Below are 15858 nucleotides of genomic sequence, written 5' to 3' on the forward strand. Positions count from 1 at the left end.
TGCGGTGGAACCTTCAAAAATCTGGGAAATCGATTTTTATTCGCGGCCTCTGCTGGACGAGCGAGGCAAGCGAGTCTGGGAGTTGCTGGCCTGCGATAGCCACGGCACCTACAAACGATCTAGCTACTGTGCCAATACGCAAGCGACTACCCCTTGGGTGGCAGCACAACTGCAAGAATGGATTGACGAAGCTCCCGTTCGTCCCACCACCATTCGGGCCTTTCGCGAACGTATCAAAACTATTTTGGCGCGATCGTGCGACAAGATAGGAGTGCCGTTCAAGTTGACGCGGCGGGTGTTTGCGCTGGCCAGTTGGATGCAGCAGCGGGCCAAAGAGGTCTACCCCAACGAGCCCGAGTATAGATACGAGCCCGAAGCGATCGCGATTCCGATTGAGATGGAGCGAGAGGCTCCCAATCCGCTGCCAGATGCGCTACAGCCCGATCGCTGGGCTTTGGTGACGCTGCGGGTGCGCGACATGCGCGAAGCGGGGGAATGGCCGCGAGACTTTGGGGAATTGTTTTCGGCGGAATGGGACCGGTTCGATCCCGACACGATTGTGCCGGGGCTATTGCTGTTTTCCAGTCGAGCCAAGGCACTGGCTGCTTGGATGACTGGCGTAGAGCCAGTGTTTTTGAAAGCTTATGGCGGCCAGCAAGCGGGGCTGGTCTTGGAGTCGGGGGCGAGCGATCGCGATATTGTGGCGCGTTTCAATAGCGAGGCCACTCGTGCCGAGGGAGAGGGCTTCGAGCGGCGCAAGCTGGAGGTGAGAGGATTGCACTTTTTGGGCATTCAAGCAGACCCGAGGAGCCAATCGTTTTCAGGTTTGTGGCTGTTGCGGGAGATCGACTTGACCTAGCATTGACTGCGATCGCGCCATCTTTTCATCTTTCAAAAGTCATCCAAGCATAACGTCACCGAACATTAAAGAGAAGCAGGAATGTTGAAAGACAGAATAGATGAACTCTGCCAGCATAGAAAGGTTGGTGATTTTATCAAAAGCAATGCATATGACTTCTGGACTCTACTCGCCCTATCGACTTTATTTGGACTGGCAGTCTACTTCACCGAGCAAAGTGTGCAGCCAATTGTTTTACAGAAATTTGATATTTGGTTTGATGGCGATATTCCTAGGGTTATCGAGACCGCCATCCAAAGAAATAGTTTCTATAATCTGAGGTCAACAAAGGTTCACCCTCTGTTCCCATTGTTCATTGTTCCTATTACTTCAATTATTTCTGCCGTCCCAGGTGTCAGCAATCTTAGAGCAGTTCAAATCTTAATAGCCATATCTGCATCTATATGGCTTGGCTTGCTATATATACTTTTTAGGGCTATGGGATGTCGTCGTCCAGACAGTATACTGTTTAGTGTTTTGGCTTCAGTCAGCGCATCTTCAATCTTTTGGTTTGCGGTTCCAGAATCATTTTCATTTGGGTCGGTCACTATTCTTGTCGCGATAGCATGCGTAGCCGCTAGTGAATATATCGAGCTGCCGAGAATATATTTCATCATAGCTGGGATTCTTTCAATGAGTATGACCATCACAAACTGGATGGTTGGAATTATTGCAACTGTGGTTTCGATGCCGAGAAGAAAAGCAGCTAAGACATTGGGACAAACCTTTATCGCGATCGCAATTTTATGGGGAATTCAGAGGCTATTTTTTGCCAACACCCAATTTTTCTTAGATCAGCGCAGCACTGGGCTCAAGCAATTTACCCTAAATCCTGAATCTGGAGGGATTTTTAGGGTACTCAAATCTTTCTTTTTTCATAGCATTGTAATGCCTCAATGGTCAAGCGTCGAAAATATTCAACATCCCGATTTTCCAAAGCTCATTACCCAATTCTCATCTCCCGGATCGGGCAGTCTGTGGGGATCGATCGCTGTCGTCCTTTGGACTGTACTGATTGGGCTTGGTGTTTACAGTCTGTATAAGCAAAAAGTCAGATCGAGATTGAGGCTTGCTATTGGTTTGACGCTGCTCGGGCAGCTATTGCTGCACATACTTTATGGCACTGAAACATTCCTATTCTCTCTGCATTTTCTGCCACTGCTGATTCTGGTTTCAGCGTATGGAACCTTAGGCAAATTTCGGAGGATTAGTTTACTGACATGCTTTTTCTTGACGATTTTTTGCTCGATCAATAATGCCTTGATGTTTTCCCGGTTAGATGTTTTGCTGAGTAGCCTATCTTGACAATCTGCGCTCTACAGCGTCAATAACAGCCAGGGTTCTCATTTCCCACCTCCTAAATAACCCTGTTGGAAGTCCCGAGCGCGACTGACCGAGCTTGCTGAGTGATGGGTCCGATCGACATGGGCGCTACTGGGTTCGAACCAGTGACCTCTTCCGTGTGAAGGAAGCGCGCTACCACTGTGCCAAGCGCCCCGAGGTCCTCAATCCTATCACGCCTCTACCCGTTCCTACCTGCCCGATCGCGGTAGCGATCGCAGGGTTCTGGCATCGAGAGCAGGGGCGAGGACTCAGGACCAATGACCGATCGGCAGTGAGGAGAACTGAAAACCGTACTGGGCGATCGGGCCACTCACCCAACCCGCACTCAGCAAAATACTCAAGCCGAGAAAGACCGCCAACACAATCCAAGTGAATTGATTCAAACTTTTCTCGGCACTCTTGGTACTCGAAAATAATTGTCCCTGACCGCCGATCGCCCCAATCCCATCTCCCTTAGGACTGTGCAGCAACACTAACACCACCATCAAAATGGCGGAAACAGTCCAGAAAAATTCCAGTACAGCAGTCATGACATCGGTTCTCGCAACAAGACTCAATTAACTACTCAAATTAAACCACTCATCCCGAGCGATCGGAACAATCACCCCTCTTCCGCTGGGGCCGGAGGCTCGATGGAGGCATCCTCTGTCTTGGGGAGGGGTGGCTCGGCAGCAGGCGGGCTGGTTTTCGCTTGAGTCTTCTGGCGGCGAGCTGCTTCTGCTAAATCTCGCATCAATGCCTGTGCCTGCTCCAATTTGCTGATGTTGGAACGATAGAGATCGAGATCTTTTTCCACCCGCTCCTTCGATAGATTCAAGGTTTGGGTTAAATCCACAAACAGTTCGGTGCGGCGATCGCGATCTCCTAGATGGCCAGCCACTGTCTCGAAGGCGATGTATAACCCCAACAAAAAGGTGCGGCTGTAGTGGAACTTCTCGTCATCGCGGATCTTTTCCAAAATCCCAGCGATCCCGCCGATATCCTCAACACCTGCTTGCAACTGGAGTACGCTGACAGCGCGATCGGAATCGCTCGACTCTAGTAACTCCAACAACTTAGCGGCATCGTGTCGAATTACGGAGGGTTTGAGTTGCAGAGACTGACAGAGGGCATCGAAGATTTTGTCCGGCTCTGCCTCTGGTGTATACCCCTGCGTAAACTGCTCGAACACCTTTGTCATCCCCAAGGCAAAAAAGGGGTTGTAAGAGAAGCTACTGTTTACCGTCACCAGATGGAGTTCCGTTAAGAACTCCTCCACAAAGCTACGGTAGATGGAGTTGATCGGGCGCTGGTAGCCCTGCTGGAAGGCGGTTTTAGTTGCGGCGACAGTACGAACGGCGTTCACGTTATCTGAGGACTTTTATGGAGGAGCTTTCCCATTCTCGCTTGACAGTGGCGGTACAGCAAGTATTGGCCGAGCTCACGAACCGATCAAAATCTCCTGCAGAGCCAGCTTGAGGTCGGGATATTGAAACTGGTAGCCTTGCTCTAAGGTGCGTTTGGGCAGGACCCGCTGACCCGTTAGGACAATTTGGGCGGCTTCTCCCAACAGCAGTTCGAGGGCGATGCTGGGGACGGGCAGCCAAGAGGGTCGAGCGATTACTTGCCCGAGGATATTGCAGAAGGTGGCCATTTTGACGGGGTTGGGGGCAGTGCCGTTTATAACGCCGGAAACGCTGTCGTGGGTGAGGGCATAAACGATCGCGCCAGCCAGGTCATCTCGATGAATCCACGAGGTCCACTGGCGACCGCTGCCGATCGGGCCGCCTACAAACATTTGGAAGGGGCCGAGCATTTGAGCCAGAGCGCCGCCGCCGGGACCGAGCACGATGCCAATGCGCACTTGCACGAGGCGGACTCCCAAGTTGGCGAGGGGGCGGGCGGCAGCTTCCCATTCTTTGCAGACGCGGGCGAGAAAGTCGTCGGCTGGCGGACTGGATTCATCCAATAATTCGTCGCCGCGATCGCCGTAATAGCCGATGGCTGAAGCACTGACAACTACTTGAGGCTTCGAGTCCATCTGTCCGATCGCCTCCACCAGCTTGCTGGTGGTCTGGGCTCGACTTTGCAAAATTTCAGTCTTTTTTTTCTGCGTCCAGCGCGATCCGATCAGACTTTCGCCCGCCAAGTGGACAACACCTTCGCAGCCAGTCAGAGCCTCCTTCCAGCTTTGACGATCGAGGGGATCGTATGGGGTCAGACTGAGGCGATCGGCTCGATCGGCGGGGAGGTCGGCAAATGCGGGTTGGGCTGCAGCTGGATTGCGGCTGAGCACGCGCACGCTGTGTCCGGCGGCCAGCAGCATCTGCGCCAAGCGCCGCCCGACAAATCCAGAACCTCCAGAAATCGCAATCTTCATTAATGGATTCGCGCAACAGTTGTTAAAAGCCTAGCGTATGTCGGTTTCGGCTCGATCCCATTCGGCTGGCTGTGGGTCTGAGGAATGCGAGGCAGGCATGGGGTTGATGGTTGAAGCTCGAAAATCTAGGACAGTTGGGGATCTAGGCTCGCGGCATTTTCTTGCGAACGAGCTGCGAAGCTGTTTCTAGCAGGTTGAAGTCAATATCGAGCTCCATCGCCCCATAGCTGTAGCGATCGTGAATACCCATCACGCACTGTTCGAGATTCGAATTCCCCCCTTGAGGGCCAATCCCCTCTAACGTGCTTTCCACCTGTCGCGCTCCTACGCCGATCGCCGCCAGGACATTTTCGACAGCCCATCCCCGATGGTTGTGACAGTGTATCGCCAGCGTCACCTGCCCCAACTGCGGAACGGCGTCCTGCAGTTGTAATAGAAACTGAGCAAATGCCTCTGGAACGGCAATCCCTTTGGTATCGGCAATACTAATCGTGGTGGCCCCGCAGGCAATGGCGACATCCACCGCCTGACACACCACCTCGATGTCACTGGCAGTAGCCTCTACAGCCGACCACTGCACATCTTCTAACCGATCTTTTGCCCGGAGGATGCTATCTCGCACGCGATCTAACAGGGGGCGAACATTCTCCAGTTGCGTCACCCGAGTGGACTCATAAGTATTGAGGCGGGGTTTCGCGGCTGACTGCAAAGCGTCTGCCACCCGCTCGATATCGGCCCGATCGGGACTGGCTAAGCCACAAACTGTTGCCCGCTGGATGGTGGGGGCGATCGCCTCCAATCCCTCTAAATCCTGTTTGCCGTTCAGACAAGAGCCAGCTTCGATCGCATCAATCCCCATGCGATCGAGCAGCGACGCGATCGCCACCCGTTCCTCGATCCCCAATCTCAGCCCCCGCATCTGCAAGCCATCTCGCAGGCTGGTGTCGAATAACAGAATTCGGCCGCTCGATCGATCCACTACTGCTTCCCCATCCGATGCGCTTCGCGATCGCCCCCTGTCAGGGGCCACTCTCCACAATAGCGGTCTGCCCGTGGGATAGGGATGAACCAGAGGGTCGGGTTGGGATTGGGCTTCTGCGATCGCTTGGCCGCCTAGCGAGTACGATTGACTCTCGCGCAAATTTGCGCACAAACATTCACGCCTGCGGGTTTTTCCCAGTCTAATTTCATCGCAACAATTGGAAATAATACTTGAAATATCTTTTCGAGGAAACCCTTTTGGCGGTCAGGCGTCAAAATAGTCTGAAAGGCATTCAGTTCGAATCGGTAAAATAGCGAGGAATAGCTTAAATATCGATGCCACTGCTTATGTGTGTCGCATAATTCACATATCGAAGTATTGATTGACAACTGTGCCGAAAAGTGTATCCAGACTGGAGGATATCGCTGCAACGGCAGGTTTGTTTGCCAGTCGATAGCCGATAACTCGTGCAGATTGTCCACTTATTACATCATTACTTATGACTGAAATCGTGCAGCTATCTATGGCGTCATTCGACCCTAGCGTGCTGACCCCGCCTCCCACCTTCGCTCAAGCGGGGCCAGTAGTCGAATTTTTCAATAACCTGACCGGTGAATTAGGAGGTTTTCTCCCCAATTTGCTGGGGGCTATTCTCGTCCTCTTGGGCGGCTGGCTATTTGCCGTCCTTGCAGCGACCGCCACCAAAAAAATCCTCCACAGCACTGACTGGGACAACAAACTTTTTCAATGGGTGACTGGTCAAGACTTACGGGAGCGGCCCCCCACTGAAAAGTGGGGCTACACCATTGTGTTCTGGACTATCGCGATCTTCACGATCGTGGCATTCTTCAACACCCTCCAATTAGAAGCCGTATCTTCCCCCTTGAATGACTTTTTAGCGCAAGTGTTTAACTACTTGCCAAAATTGCTGTCTGCTATCGGCTTGGTCGTGGTGGCTTGGTTGGTGGCAACTGCAGTTAAATTGCTGCTGGTGCGGGGCCTCGCTCCCCTGCGGCTGGATGACAAGTTGGCAGAGCAAGGTGAGGGGGAAGGGGCTGCTCCCATTCCTGTAAGCGAAACGATTGCCAATATCCTCTACTGGTTTATCTGGCTGTTTTTCCTGCCCACGATTCTGGGGGTGCTGGAGCTCGAAGGCCCCCTAGCACCAGTGCAAGATCTGCTAAACCGCATTCTCGATGCCATTCCGAATATTCTGGTGGCGATCGTCATCGGTTTTGTGGGCTGGCTGCTGGCCAAGATCGTGCGGGGGATCGTGACTAACTTACTGGCTTCCACGGGTATCGATCGCTTTGGCGAACAGTTTGGTTTGCCCTCTAGAGCGGCTGAAGGGGAAGAGGGCGAGAGAGCTACGGCCTTCTCTCTATCTGGGGCGATCGGTACGATCGTTTTCGTCTTGATTTTGATTCCGACGATCGTAGCGGCACTGAACGAGTTGGCGATTGAATCGATTTCGGACCCGGCGATCGCCATGCTAGATCGGGTGCTGACGTTTATTCCTCAAGCGGTGACAGCAGCGGTCATCCTAGCAGTGTTTTATGTCATTGGCCGTCTCGTGGGGAACTTCGTCACCGGTTTCTTGGCCGGGATCGGCTTCAATAACATCAGCAGTTGGCTAGGCCTTCCTTCACTACCCGCTTTGCCTGCAGCGGCAGAGCAAGAGCAAGCGGCTGGAGATAGCCCTCCCACTAAATCTCCGTCTGAAATCGTCGGTATCGGGGTGGCGGTGGCGATCGTCTTATTGGGGGCCGTAGCTGCCACTGAAGTGTTGGCCCTAGCCGCCATCAGCGACATTGCCGAGCAACTGTTGGAGATTGCGGGCAAGGTGTTGGTGGGCGTGCTCATCTTTGGCATCGGGCTGTATCTGGCCAATCTGGCTGGCCGATTCATCTCCAGTACCGGCACGGGCAGCCAAACCAAGCTGCTGGCCTTGGCCGCGCGGGTGGGCATTTTGGTGTTGGTGGGGGCAATGGCTTTACAGCAAATCGGGATTGCCTCTCAGATTGTCAACCTGGCCTTTGGCTTCTTCTTTGGCAGTTTGGCGATCGCCTTTGCCATCGCCTTCGGCTTGGGCGGTCGCAAAGTGGCTGGCGAAAAATTGCGCAATTGGCTAGACAGCTTCAGCTCGTCGACTTAACGGCGATCTCCCCAACGGCTGTGCAGCAGTCTCCTCGAAATAGGAGTCGTTGATTGCAACTCCAGTTCCACCTAGAACAATGAGATATGCCATGCTGGTAAGGAAATCTTGCCAGCATTTTCTTTTGCATTCACCGGAGCCTGTTTGTATGTCTGCGTTCAATGCCATCCCGACTGTTATTGAGGAATCCAGTCGCGGCGAAAAAGCATTCGATATCTACTCCCGCCTCCTGCGCGATCGGATTATCTTTTTGGGCAAGGGGATCGATGACGAAGTCGCCAACCTGGCGATCGCCCAGATGCTGTTTTTAGAGTCGGAGGACCCAGCCAGAGATATCTATCTCTATATCAACAGTCCGGGCGGCTCGGTCTATGCCGGCATGGGTATTTTCGACACGATGGAGCATATCCAGCCAGCCGTTTGCACGGTGTGTATGGGCTTGGCCGCCAGCATGGGAGCATTTTTGCTCAATGCCGGAGCTCCCGGCAAACGGATGGCGCTACCCAATGCTCGTATCATGATTCACCAGCCGCTGGGGGGAGCACAGGGACAGGCGACTGATGTGGAGATTCAGGCGCGGGAGACTCTGTTTGTCAAGCAGCAATTGAACCAGATTATGGCAGAGCGAACGGGACAGCCTTTGGAGAGAATCGAGCGCGATACGGATCGCGATTTCTTTATGTCTCCAGTGGAGGCCAAGGCATACGGTCTGATCGATATGGTGATTGAAAAGCATCTGTTACCGTCAGACAAGCGTCCGACCACAGGGGCTTGAGGGAGTTACTTGGCGCTCGATTATATTGTGACCGGAGACTCGACATAAATTGTCGGCTCTTTAGCTGTAAAATCGATGTTGTGGACTTGAAGCTTGGCGGCGATCGCCTTGTTGGCTAATTCCAGCAGGCGCTTTCTTAAAGCAATTGAGCTTTCACTAGAACCGAGAATAAAAAATGTTATCCTAGCCTGGGTAAATTTATCAGCTCGATCGGGGGTGAAGGTGACGCTCGTGCTGCCTGGATCGATGCCAAACACTGAATTTGTACTTTCAGAAATGACTTGCTTGACTAAGGCTGAATGCTTCTTATCAATCGAATTCTTGAAATCTAAGTAGAGCATCACCATAACTTTCTTAGCTCGGGTTACATTCTCGATTTCCATCGAGATTAGGTTTGAATTTGGGATAATGAGCAGTGTACTTTTCGCTGGCGTTCGGATTTTGGTCGATCGCAACCCAATTGACTCAACTCTACCGAGCTGACCATTTGCTAAGCGAATATATTCTCCCGGAACGAAAGGGCGATCTAAGTAGAGCACAATCGTACTGAGCAACTGCTCCAAAATCTTTTGAGCTGCAAAGGCTACGGCCAATCCACTGAGCCCAAAACTTGCCAGTAAACCAATGAGATTGAATTGCTGACTCTGCGCAAAGGCAAGGATAGCAATAAATCCAATGATGAGATTTATAAATGTTTCGAAAACCAGTAAAATATCATCAACTTGGCGACCGTACCGGCGAAGCAGATCGATGCCATATATTCTGACAATCTGCCGGAATAGACGCGAGAAACCCCAAGCAACTGCTGCAATAGTCAATAGGTCGACAAAGGGGTTGAAGAAAGCATGCACCCTTGTATATTTTTCTTCAATCCAGACCAAAGAGAGAGAAATGAGTACGAGTGTTCCCGCAAAACGAATCGATCCCGAGATAGGTTCAATTAGAGTGTCATAGGTAGACACTGTAGTTGGAGAGAAGAATCTCGAGATGATACATCGTATTATATCTGGCAGGAATTGACCAACAATTGCGGATACTAAGATCGAGATTGCGAATATGACCAGAATTGGGAATTGGACAAGGGTCTCCACGATCGCCTTCAATTCGAGCATATCTAATAGCTGAGATGGATTCATGGCCCGCGCTCGAGACTAGATGGCAATCGGAGAGTCGACGTAGATTGTAGATTCGTCGGATTGGAATTGGATGTCATAGCTGCGTAGCCGTTCGGCAATCTTTTGATTGGCCAAGTCGAGGACCTGGACTCGCAGGTCCATAGAGAGCTCGCCCGAGCCCAGAATGAAAAAGGTCACTTGTACTTGCGTTGTATTGTCTTCTAAATTGTCTTTGAACGTCACATCTGTATTGCGAGTATCGAGGCCAAAGATCTCTTTCGTACTCTCAGCAATCACTTGCTGAATCAAGGCTCGTTCGTCTTGATGTAGAGATTGTAAAAAGACTAGATTCACAAGCGCCATCATCTTTTTCGCCCCAGTGAAATTTTCGATCGCGACCTGTGTTAAACCCGTGTTGGGTACAACGACTACGGTTCCTTTCCCTGAGATACGAATTTTGGTGGAACGCCAACCGATAGACTCGACGCGACCGAAGGTTCCGTCTGGCAAACCAATGTAGTCATCCACCACAAAGGGGCGATCGATATAGAGAACAATGCCCCCCAAAAATTGTTCTAGAGTCTTTTGGGCTGCAAACGCGATCGCCAACCCGCCAATACCTAAGCCAGCAAATAGACTGATGACATTGATGTGGTGAAATTCTAGGAAGACAATCACTACAGCAATATAAATTCCTAAGCCGACAGCGAATTTAATGAGTATTAGCAGCTCGCTGTTCAGTTTATGACTTTTATTGAGCTCGGCAATCAGATAGTAATCGTCGAAAAAAACTTTGAAACAGCGATATAAAACCGTACCGAGGCTAAAAGAAAACACAAGACCTACGAGGGTCTCTAGATCTTTGACGATCGAGACTCTCAATGGTATCAAAATCAAACAAAGATCGAGGAGGAGTATGTATGCAGAAATCTTGACAAAATTTTGTTGCGGTTTAATCGCTTTCTCGTAGAGAGTTGATATTCGAGGTAGCTTTTGTTTCAGCGTGCGCATAGCTACAATCATGCCTCGAATGGCTAACGCAGCGATCGCGATCGTTGCCAGAGCCAAGAGCTGAATTTGCCAATTGACATCTTTTACTCCATCAAAAGGTATATTAAAAGCCTCCAGCACGATCTAACCTCGTTTTCTCGGTATGTTGTCAGCAGTCTTTATAGTGGCTGTAGACCCCTCACGGAGTGGTGTTTGTTATGATTTTATTGCACTGAATCATACTCAACATTTGGCAATAGAACAATGAGGCACAGGCTTGGGACGGAAAATGTAGCAGAAACTATAGCCTTTGCGCTCGAGAGGTTGAGTATTGTTTGCTCTATCTTAATAATTTTTCTGATGGGGTCTACTGCGATTGAATCAGCAATGAATGGACCTCAAGCCTCGCCACTGCAATTATCGCCGTCGGTGCCGGAGACTAACACGATTCCCTCTTCACCTTTTACCATGCCATCAATGCCATCGTTGAATAGTGGGCCGACCTCTCCGTCCAAAGCCTCCAGCAGTACAGACAATGTTGAGGATGCTGCCAAAACGCGGCAATCGTTTTCGAGATACGTTCTAGATCCTCCCGCACCATTCAATATTGACGGGCGTGCCCCTACTCCTTCAACGAATGCAGACAGCAACATGGGCATCCAATAGTCTGTCTCGGCGGCAGAAAGAACGTAGGGCTCAGTACATAGGACACGCTGATTGCCTAGTCGATTGATATCCAGGCTGTCAGGGTGTCGGGTCTTTTGCTGCCTGAAACTCCGATCTCGATTCAAAGGTTTCCTTTTTCGAATTAGGTTTGGCAGAGGTCTGAACGACGTCTTCGAGTTTTCCAGGGGTGCGAATGTGCAAGTCCCTTTGGGGAAACGGAATGGTAATGCTGTGACGATTCAACTCCCGTTCCAGCTCGAAATAGAGTTCGCTGGTCAGCACGAATTGTTCGGCAGGTCGTAACGACCATACCAAGAGATCGAAATTCAGAGAAGAATCCCCAAAACCTCGGAACAGCACTTGCGGGGCCGGAGATTTCAGCACTTTGTCGTGATTGTTGGCCACCTCTGAGAGAATCTCTCTCACCTGTTGAGTGTCAGAACCGTAGGCGACACCCACTGGAACGTGCAGGCGGCAGCGGGGATCGCGATAGCTCCAACTAATCACGTTCGACTCCATGAAGCGGGAGTTCGGCACGATGACATTAATGCTATCGAGGGTTCGAATAATGGTGGATCTCAGGCTGACTCGCTCGACTGTCCCTAACAACCCATCCACCTCGACAAAATCCCCCACTTGGACGGGGCGCTCGAACAGCATTACAATGCCGCTGATAAAGTTGTTGCTCAAATTTTGCAAGCCGATCCCGATCCCCAAACCCACAGCACCCGCAATCAGCGCTAGCGAACTAAAGTCGATACCAATCAGGGGCACGACAATCAACACCCCCACCAAGGTCAGGGCATATTTGATCAAAGTGGCAATGGTTTCTCGATCGCCCACATCCAGGCCAAATCGCGTCAGGAAATGGAGCTTAAAGGTGTTGCTGAGGTTGCGGGCAAGGGTAAAAACGATCAGAGATAACACGAAAAAGGCAACCACACTGACAATCGAGACTTGACTGTTGGGCAGGATGGGGCGGCTGAGCACACCCCATACCGTCTCGAAAGCCACCTCTAAGCGGCGATAGAACACCTTTTGGAAAGGGGCTAGAACGGGCAAGAGTTCGAGCGAAAAATGAATGGCCCCCGTGACAATGCCGAGGCGGATCGACCACTTGGCCAATTCTGCGCTTGCATCGATCCAGAGTTGCCAAATGGGGTTGAGGTGACTGCGTTCGAATGCCTTGAGGCGACGAATAGCGCGATCGCTGAGACGCATCAATCCAATCGCGACTGCCACAATGGCCGAGACATATAGCAGATTGCGAGCCAATAAGAGGGGTTGACTGGCTTGCTGTAAGACAATCCGGCGATCGCGTTCTTCGCTGATGGCGGGGGCGAGCTGCTTGGCCCATTGTTGGGCCACCACCTTCACTTGAGCCACACTCGTCTCGTCCCCCCCAATCCCTAAATGGTTGGCAGCATCTTTGCGGGTGACGGTGAAGAGGTTAATCGGTTCTCGGCTGGGGTTATTGCGATCGAAGAGATGGACCACATATTCAGTGTTGGCGACCAAATCCACATCTAGACGCGGATCGGGAATGCGCCCGCTCTCGTCCGGTTCGAGAAAATCTTCAATTTTAGACAGCACCAGATCGGCTCGATCGCGGGCGCTCAGCGAACCGAATCTCTGCAACTGAAAGAGCTGCTGCCCCCCCAAGATCAGCCATCCTTCTCGATCGTCGCGCTCCTCGACAATGGGCTTCGTCTCTCGCTCGGTCTGACCGTCAGACTCGCTCGAGTCCGGCACATCGACAGCAGGCTGAGCCCGGAGGGTCCTCACGGGCAAATTCCCATGCCCGAGGGGCAGAAAAAATGACCACAGCGCCAATCCGATCGCGAACGCGATCGTCAGCCATCGACCGATTGCCCGTCTATCGATTGCCCGCCTACCAATTGCCCGCCTACCAATTGCCATAACCTACCGCGACAGTGCTCCCCCTCTAACTCGATCTCGAAATCCCTCACATCAATCTAGTCCAGACTGCTCGGATTCTGCCTGCTGTCGGGCAAACGCGCCCAAGCGATTGAGGGTGACTGACAGCCCCAACCGCAACGGTAACAAAGATACTCCCTCCACATGCAGCTGCACCCATCCATTTCCCCAGCGCCACTCGTTCCAGCCATCAATTGCCCCCCACAGGGTCAGCACCATTCGATCGCCTTCGAGAGCTTCCACCTGATGGCCGATGTGCAATGGCCCCAGATGGGAATCAAACTGGCTGCCCAACTCCAGTTGTAGGGGCAGGCGATCGTCTAACCGCTGCGGCCAGACCCATTGGCGCAGCAATGCTGCCTCAGTCACACATCGTGCCAGGACGGGCGCGGGAGCCTTTACGGCCACCCGTACCGTCGCAGTTTGCAATTTGCCAAACATCCCCAACCCCCGCTCGCAGCGCCCCATCTATTCTGGCAGGGCGATCGCCTCCCTCCAACCCCCAGTCAAAAGTTGTAAAAGATACTGAGCCCTTGAGGACAGTACTGAAATTTTGCCATTCCAAACAAATTTTTTTTGCGCAACATTCCACAGGATTTCCCCAGAGTTTCCCCCAAGAGACCCCCAGTTTTTCAAAAGTTTTCCACAGGTTTCCACACCTTTTTCCACAGGTGCCGAACGAGTTTTCGAGAGTTACGGGGCAATCTGGGGAAAACTCCCTCCCTAGTTCCCCCTATCCCCCACAGTGTTTCAAGATGTAAAGAGAAGCATGCATATCAGTCGATTGAATCATTGAAATTTTGGCAATTGGTTGCCTTCTCCGTGCGTGAATTGGATTGACAGACTCGCTATGGTTGGGGAAAGATTGAGTTCCATCGCCTCAAAGGTTTTTGTCACTCCAGCGAAATAGCTGTCGGGAGCCCCTGTGGAAATCTCGATACTGTTCGAGATGCGTTGTTGCGCTTGGCGAGAAACCGATGGGCTCTGACTGAGCTTGAAAAGTAGTACCACTGTTTTGGGAGGTTGCCATGAGCACGACGGTCAGTATCCTGACGGAAATTCCTGAAGAACTCAACGATACTTTGCAGGCATATTTGACCACTCACCCCGATTGGGACCAAGATCGAGTGTTTACAGCGGCACTATCCCTCTTCCTGCTGCAAAATTGCGGTAGTAGCGATCGTCGGGCCGCCCGCGTCTATCTCAATAGTCTGTTCCACCGGTCCTAATATCGCCACGCCACATGGGGTCAGCTTTCTCCACCCTCAATCCCGAGCAATTGCTCGATTTGGCCCTGCAGGCTGGGGCAAGCGATGCAGAGGTGTATGCATCGCAGTCGCGATCGCAGCCGGTCATTTTTGAAGCGAATCGTCTCAGGCAGGTGGAAAGTGTCGAGTCGGCAGGGGTAGCTCTGCGGGTTTGGTCTCGGGGACGCTGCGGGTTGGCGGTGGCTTGCGGACCTGTCGATGCGCGCCAGTTAGTGGATAAGGCGCTGGCCGCGAGTCAGTTTGGCCGACTGGAGGAACCCCTGTTGCCCGCTCGCGCTCCTGCGAGTTGGACCGTACCCCCTCTGGATATTGCAGTGGAGCAGTTAGTGGAATGGGGTCGTCAGGGAATCGCACAATTGCGCGATCGCCATCCCGATCTGATTTGCAATAGCGAATGGAGTCTCGATCGCGATGCTTCGAGAACGATCGATTCTCGCGGTTTAGATTACTCGTTTGTCGATTGGAGCTTGGAGGGGTATCTCGGGGCAGAGTGGATTCGAGGGGACGATTTTTTAGGGGTGGAAGCGGGGCAAACCGATGCCCCCCGTCCCGGTCAGCCCTCTCGAACGATGCAGCTCGATCGCTGGGTGGAAGCCATTGCTCGGCAATTGCGTTGGGCAGAGGAGACAGTGGCGATCGCACCGGGTCGCTATCCGGTCATCTTTCTACCCTCCGCCATCGATACCCTCGTGGATACAGCGATCGCCGCCCTCAACGGACGGCAAGTGTATCGGCGAGCCTCTCCTTGGTGTGACAAGTTGGGCGATCGCGTGACCTCGCCCCTGCTGTCCCTCTCCCAACAGCCGCTGCTGGGACCCTATGGCGTTCCGTTCGACGATGAAGGGACGCCGACCCGAGCGCTGGACTGGATTGTAGAGGGACAGTTGCGCCATTGGTTTTGCGATCGCCGTCATGTCCAACTATTGGGCTGCGACCCTACAGGAAACGGTTTTCGCGGCGGGCTCAATCACTATCCCGCACCGGGGCTGTACAACGCGATTTTACCGGCACCCCAGCTCTCGTTTGCAGATCTGCTGGCAAAGCTGGATCGGGGGATTGTGGTGGAACGGGGGATGGGCAATGGCGGCGATCTGTCCGGGGATTTTTCAATCGCTGTAGAACTGGGCTATTGGGTGGAGAGGGGCAGCATTGTCGGTCGAATTAAGGACACAATGGTGGCGGGGAATGCTTACTCGACCTTGCAACAGGCGATCGCGTTGGGAGCTGCGCCCGATGGCATTGAGCCCTGCGGGCGAGAATGGGCGGGGGCTTATTTAGCACCGGCTTTCTTAGTCGAAGCACTCTCGGCGATCGCCCCTGTTTGATTCCCAGCCCTCCAGAGCGATCTGTCCCAAGCCTCAACCTCTG

General features: G+C 52.5%; 15 protein-coding genes and 1 tRNA gene. 6 read left to right on the forward strand and 10 right to left on the reverse strand.

All coding sequences use genetic code 11. The features are described 5' to 3' along the window. Nucleotides 1–4 precede the first annotated feature (4 nt). Complete coding sequence (locus tag SYN7336_RS06220) at nucleotides 5–859, forward strand: Tab2/Atab2 family RNA-binding protein (protein WP_017325065.1); 855 nt, start codon at nucleotides 5–7, stop codon at nucleotides 857–859. 81 nt (nucleotides 860–940) lie between these two features. After that, a complete protein-coding gene (locus SYN7336_RS06225; RefSeq protein WP_017325066.1) occupies nucleotides 941–2203 on the forward strand; it encodes a hypothetical protein in 1263 nt (420 codons plus the stop codon). A gap of 120 nt (nucleotides 2204–2323) precedes the next feature. Here SYN7336_RS06225 and SYN7336_RS06230 read toward each other — a convergent pair. From SYN7336_RS06230 to SYN7336_RS24720, 5 genes are all read right to left on the reverse strand, one after another. Beyond that, nucleotides 2324–2395, reverse strand: a tRNA-Val gene (locus SYN7336_RS06230). 95 nt (nucleotides 2396–2490) lie between these two features. Then, a complete protein-coding gene (gene secG / locus SYN7336_RS24710; protein WP_017325067.1) occupies nucleotides 2491–2772 on the reverse strand; it encodes a preprotein translocase subunit SecG in 282 nt (93 codons plus the stop codon). A gap of 71 nt (nucleotides 2773–2843) precedes the next feature. Then, nucleotides 2844–3587: a photosystem II biogenesis protein Psp29 gene (psb29, locus tag SYN7336_RS24715; protein ID WP_017325068.1), complete on the reverse strand. Its 744-nt coding sequence runs from the start codon at nucleotides 3585–3587 to the stop codon at nucleotides 2844–2846. Nucleotides 3588–3662: 75 nt separating this feature from the next. Continuing rightward, the gene (locus tag SYN7336_RS06245; protein ID WP_017325069.1) at nucleotides 3663–4601 is read right to left on the reverse strand and encodes a TIGR01777 family oxidoreductase; all 939 of its coding nucleotides are present in this window, start codon (nucleotides 4599–4601) and stop codon (nucleotides 3663–3665) included. A gap of 142 nt (nucleotides 4602–4743) precedes the next feature. Continuing rightward, the gene (locus SYN7336_RS24720; RefSeq protein WP_156820056.1) at nucleotides 4744–5754 is read right to left on the reverse strand and encodes a hypothetical protein; all 1011 of its coding nucleotides are present in this window, start codon (nucleotides 5752–5754) and stop codon (nucleotides 4744–4746) included. Nucleotides 5755–6082: 328 nt separating this feature from the next. Here SYN7336_RS24720 and SYN7336_RS06255 point away from each other — a divergent pair, with 328 nt between their 5' ends. Next, a complete protein-coding gene (locus SYN7336_RS06255) occupies nucleotides 6083–7738 on the forward strand; it encodes a mechanosensitive ion channel (protein WP_071590751.1) in 1656 nt (551 codons plus the stop codon). 148 nt (nucleotides 7739–7886) lie between these two features. Beyond that, complete coding sequence (gene clpP, locus SYN7336_RS06260; RefSeq protein WP_017325072.1) at nucleotides 7887–8513, forward strand: ATP-dependent Clp endopeptidase proteolytic subunit ClpP; 627 nt, start codon at nucleotides 7887–7889, stop codon at nucleotides 8511–8513. Nucleotides 8514–8533: 20 nt separating this feature from the next. Here clpP and SYN7336_RS06265 read toward each other — a convergent pair whose 3' ends face one another. The 5 genes from SYN7336_RS06265 to SYN7336_RS06285 all read right to left on the reverse strand — a co-directional run bounded on the left by SYN7336_RS06265 (nucleotide 8534) and on the right by SYN7336_RS06285 (nucleotide 13663). Beyond that, a complete protein-coding gene (locus tag SYN7336_RS06265; protein ID WP_017325073.1) occupies nucleotides 8534–9475 on the reverse strand; it encodes a mechanosensitive ion channel family protein in 942 nt (313 codons plus the stop codon). A 189-nt stretch (nucleotides 9476–9664) separates the two neighbouring features. Continuing rightward, nucleotides 9665–10759 carry a mechanosensitive ion channel family protein gene (locus tag SYN7336_RS06270; protein ID WP_017325074.1) on the reverse strand — a complete coding sequence of 365 codons (1095 nt, stop codon included), beginning with the start codon at nucleotides 10757–10759 and terminating at the stop codon, nucleotides 9665–9667. A gap of 257 nt (nucleotides 10760–11016) precedes the next feature. Then, nucleotides 11017–11154 carry a hypothetical protein gene (locus SYN7336_RS30615; protein WP_017325075.1) on the reverse strand — a complete coding sequence of 46 codons (138 nt, stop codon included), beginning with the start codon at nucleotides 11152–11154 and terminating at the stop codon, nucleotides 11017–11019. 208 nt (nucleotides 11155–11362) lie between these two features. Then, nucleotides 11363–13069: a mechanosensitive ion channel family protein gene (locus SYN7336_RS27755; protein WP_162139087.1), complete on the reverse strand. Its 1707-nt coding sequence runs from the start codon at nucleotides 13067–13069 to the stop codon at nucleotides 11363–11365. 186 nt (nucleotides 13070–13255) lie between these two features. Next, nucleotides 13256–13663 (reverse strand): hypothetical protein, encoded by a 408-nt coding sequence (locus tag SYN7336_RS06285; RefSeq protein ID WP_026100750.1) that lies wholly within the window; start codon nucleotides 13661–13663, stop codon nucleotides 13256–13258. A gap of 587 nt (nucleotides 13664–14250) precedes the next feature. On the opposite strand from SYN7336_RS06285, the gene SYN7336_RS06300 reads away from it, so the two are divergent. Further along, on the forward strand, nucleotides 14251–14451 hold the full coding sequence (locus SYN7336_RS06300; RefSeq protein ID WP_017325080.1) for a DUF2811 domain-containing protein: 201 nt from the start codon (nucleotides 14251–14253) through the stop codon (nucleotides 14449–14451). Between the two features lie 14 nt (nucleotides 14452–14465). Beyond that, nucleotides 14466–15815, forward strand: coding sequence for a TldD/PmbA family protein (locus SYN7336_RS06305; protein WP_017325081.1), 1350 nt, complete (start codon nucleotides 14466–14468; stop codon nucleotides 15813–15815). The last annotated feature ends 43 nt before the right edge of the window (nucleotides 15816–15858 follow it).

This window comes from Synechococcus sp. PCC 7336 (assembly GCF_000332275.1).
Lineage (GTDB): Bacteria > Cyanobacteriota > Cyanobacteriia > Thermostichales > PCC-7336 > PCC-7336.

What these genes read in the sequence shown, in the direction of transcription:
- secG (WP_017325067.1), bottom strand. Translation starts at nt 2,772, where the DNA reads ATGACTGCTGTACTGGAATTTTTCTGGACTGTTTCCGCCATTTTGATG.
- SYN7336_RS06255 (WP_071590751.1), top strand. Translation starts at nt 6,083, where the DNA reads ATGACTGAAATCGTGCAGCTATCTATGGCGTCATTCGACCCTAGCGTG.
- SYN7336_RS06285 (WP_026100750.1), bottom strand. Translation starts at nt 13,663, where the DNA reads ATGTTTGGCAAATTGCAAACTGCGACGGTACGGGTGGCCGTAAAGGCT.
- SYN7336_RS06300 (WP_017325080.1), top strand. Translation starts at nt 14,251, where the DNA reads ATGAGCACGACGGTCAGTATCCTGACGGAAATTCCTGAAGAACTCAAC.
- SYN7336_RS06225 (WP_017325066.1), top strand. Translation starts at nt 941, where the DNA reads ATGTTGAAAGACAGAATAGATGAACTCTGCCAGCATAGAAAGGTTGGT.
- SYN7336_RS06245 (WP_017325069.1), bottom strand. Translation starts at nt 4,601, where the DNA reads ATGAAGATTGCGATTTCTGGAGGTTCTGGATTTGTCGGGCGGCGCTTG.
- clpP (WP_017325072.1), top strand. Translation starts at nt 7,887, where the DNA reads ATGTCTGCGTTCAATGCCATCCCGACTGTTATTGAGGAATCCAGTCGC.
- SYN7336_RS06305 (WP_017325081.1), top strand. Translation starts at nt 14,466, where the DNA reads ATGGGGTCAGCTTTCTCCACCCTCAATCCCGAGCAATTGCTCGATTTG.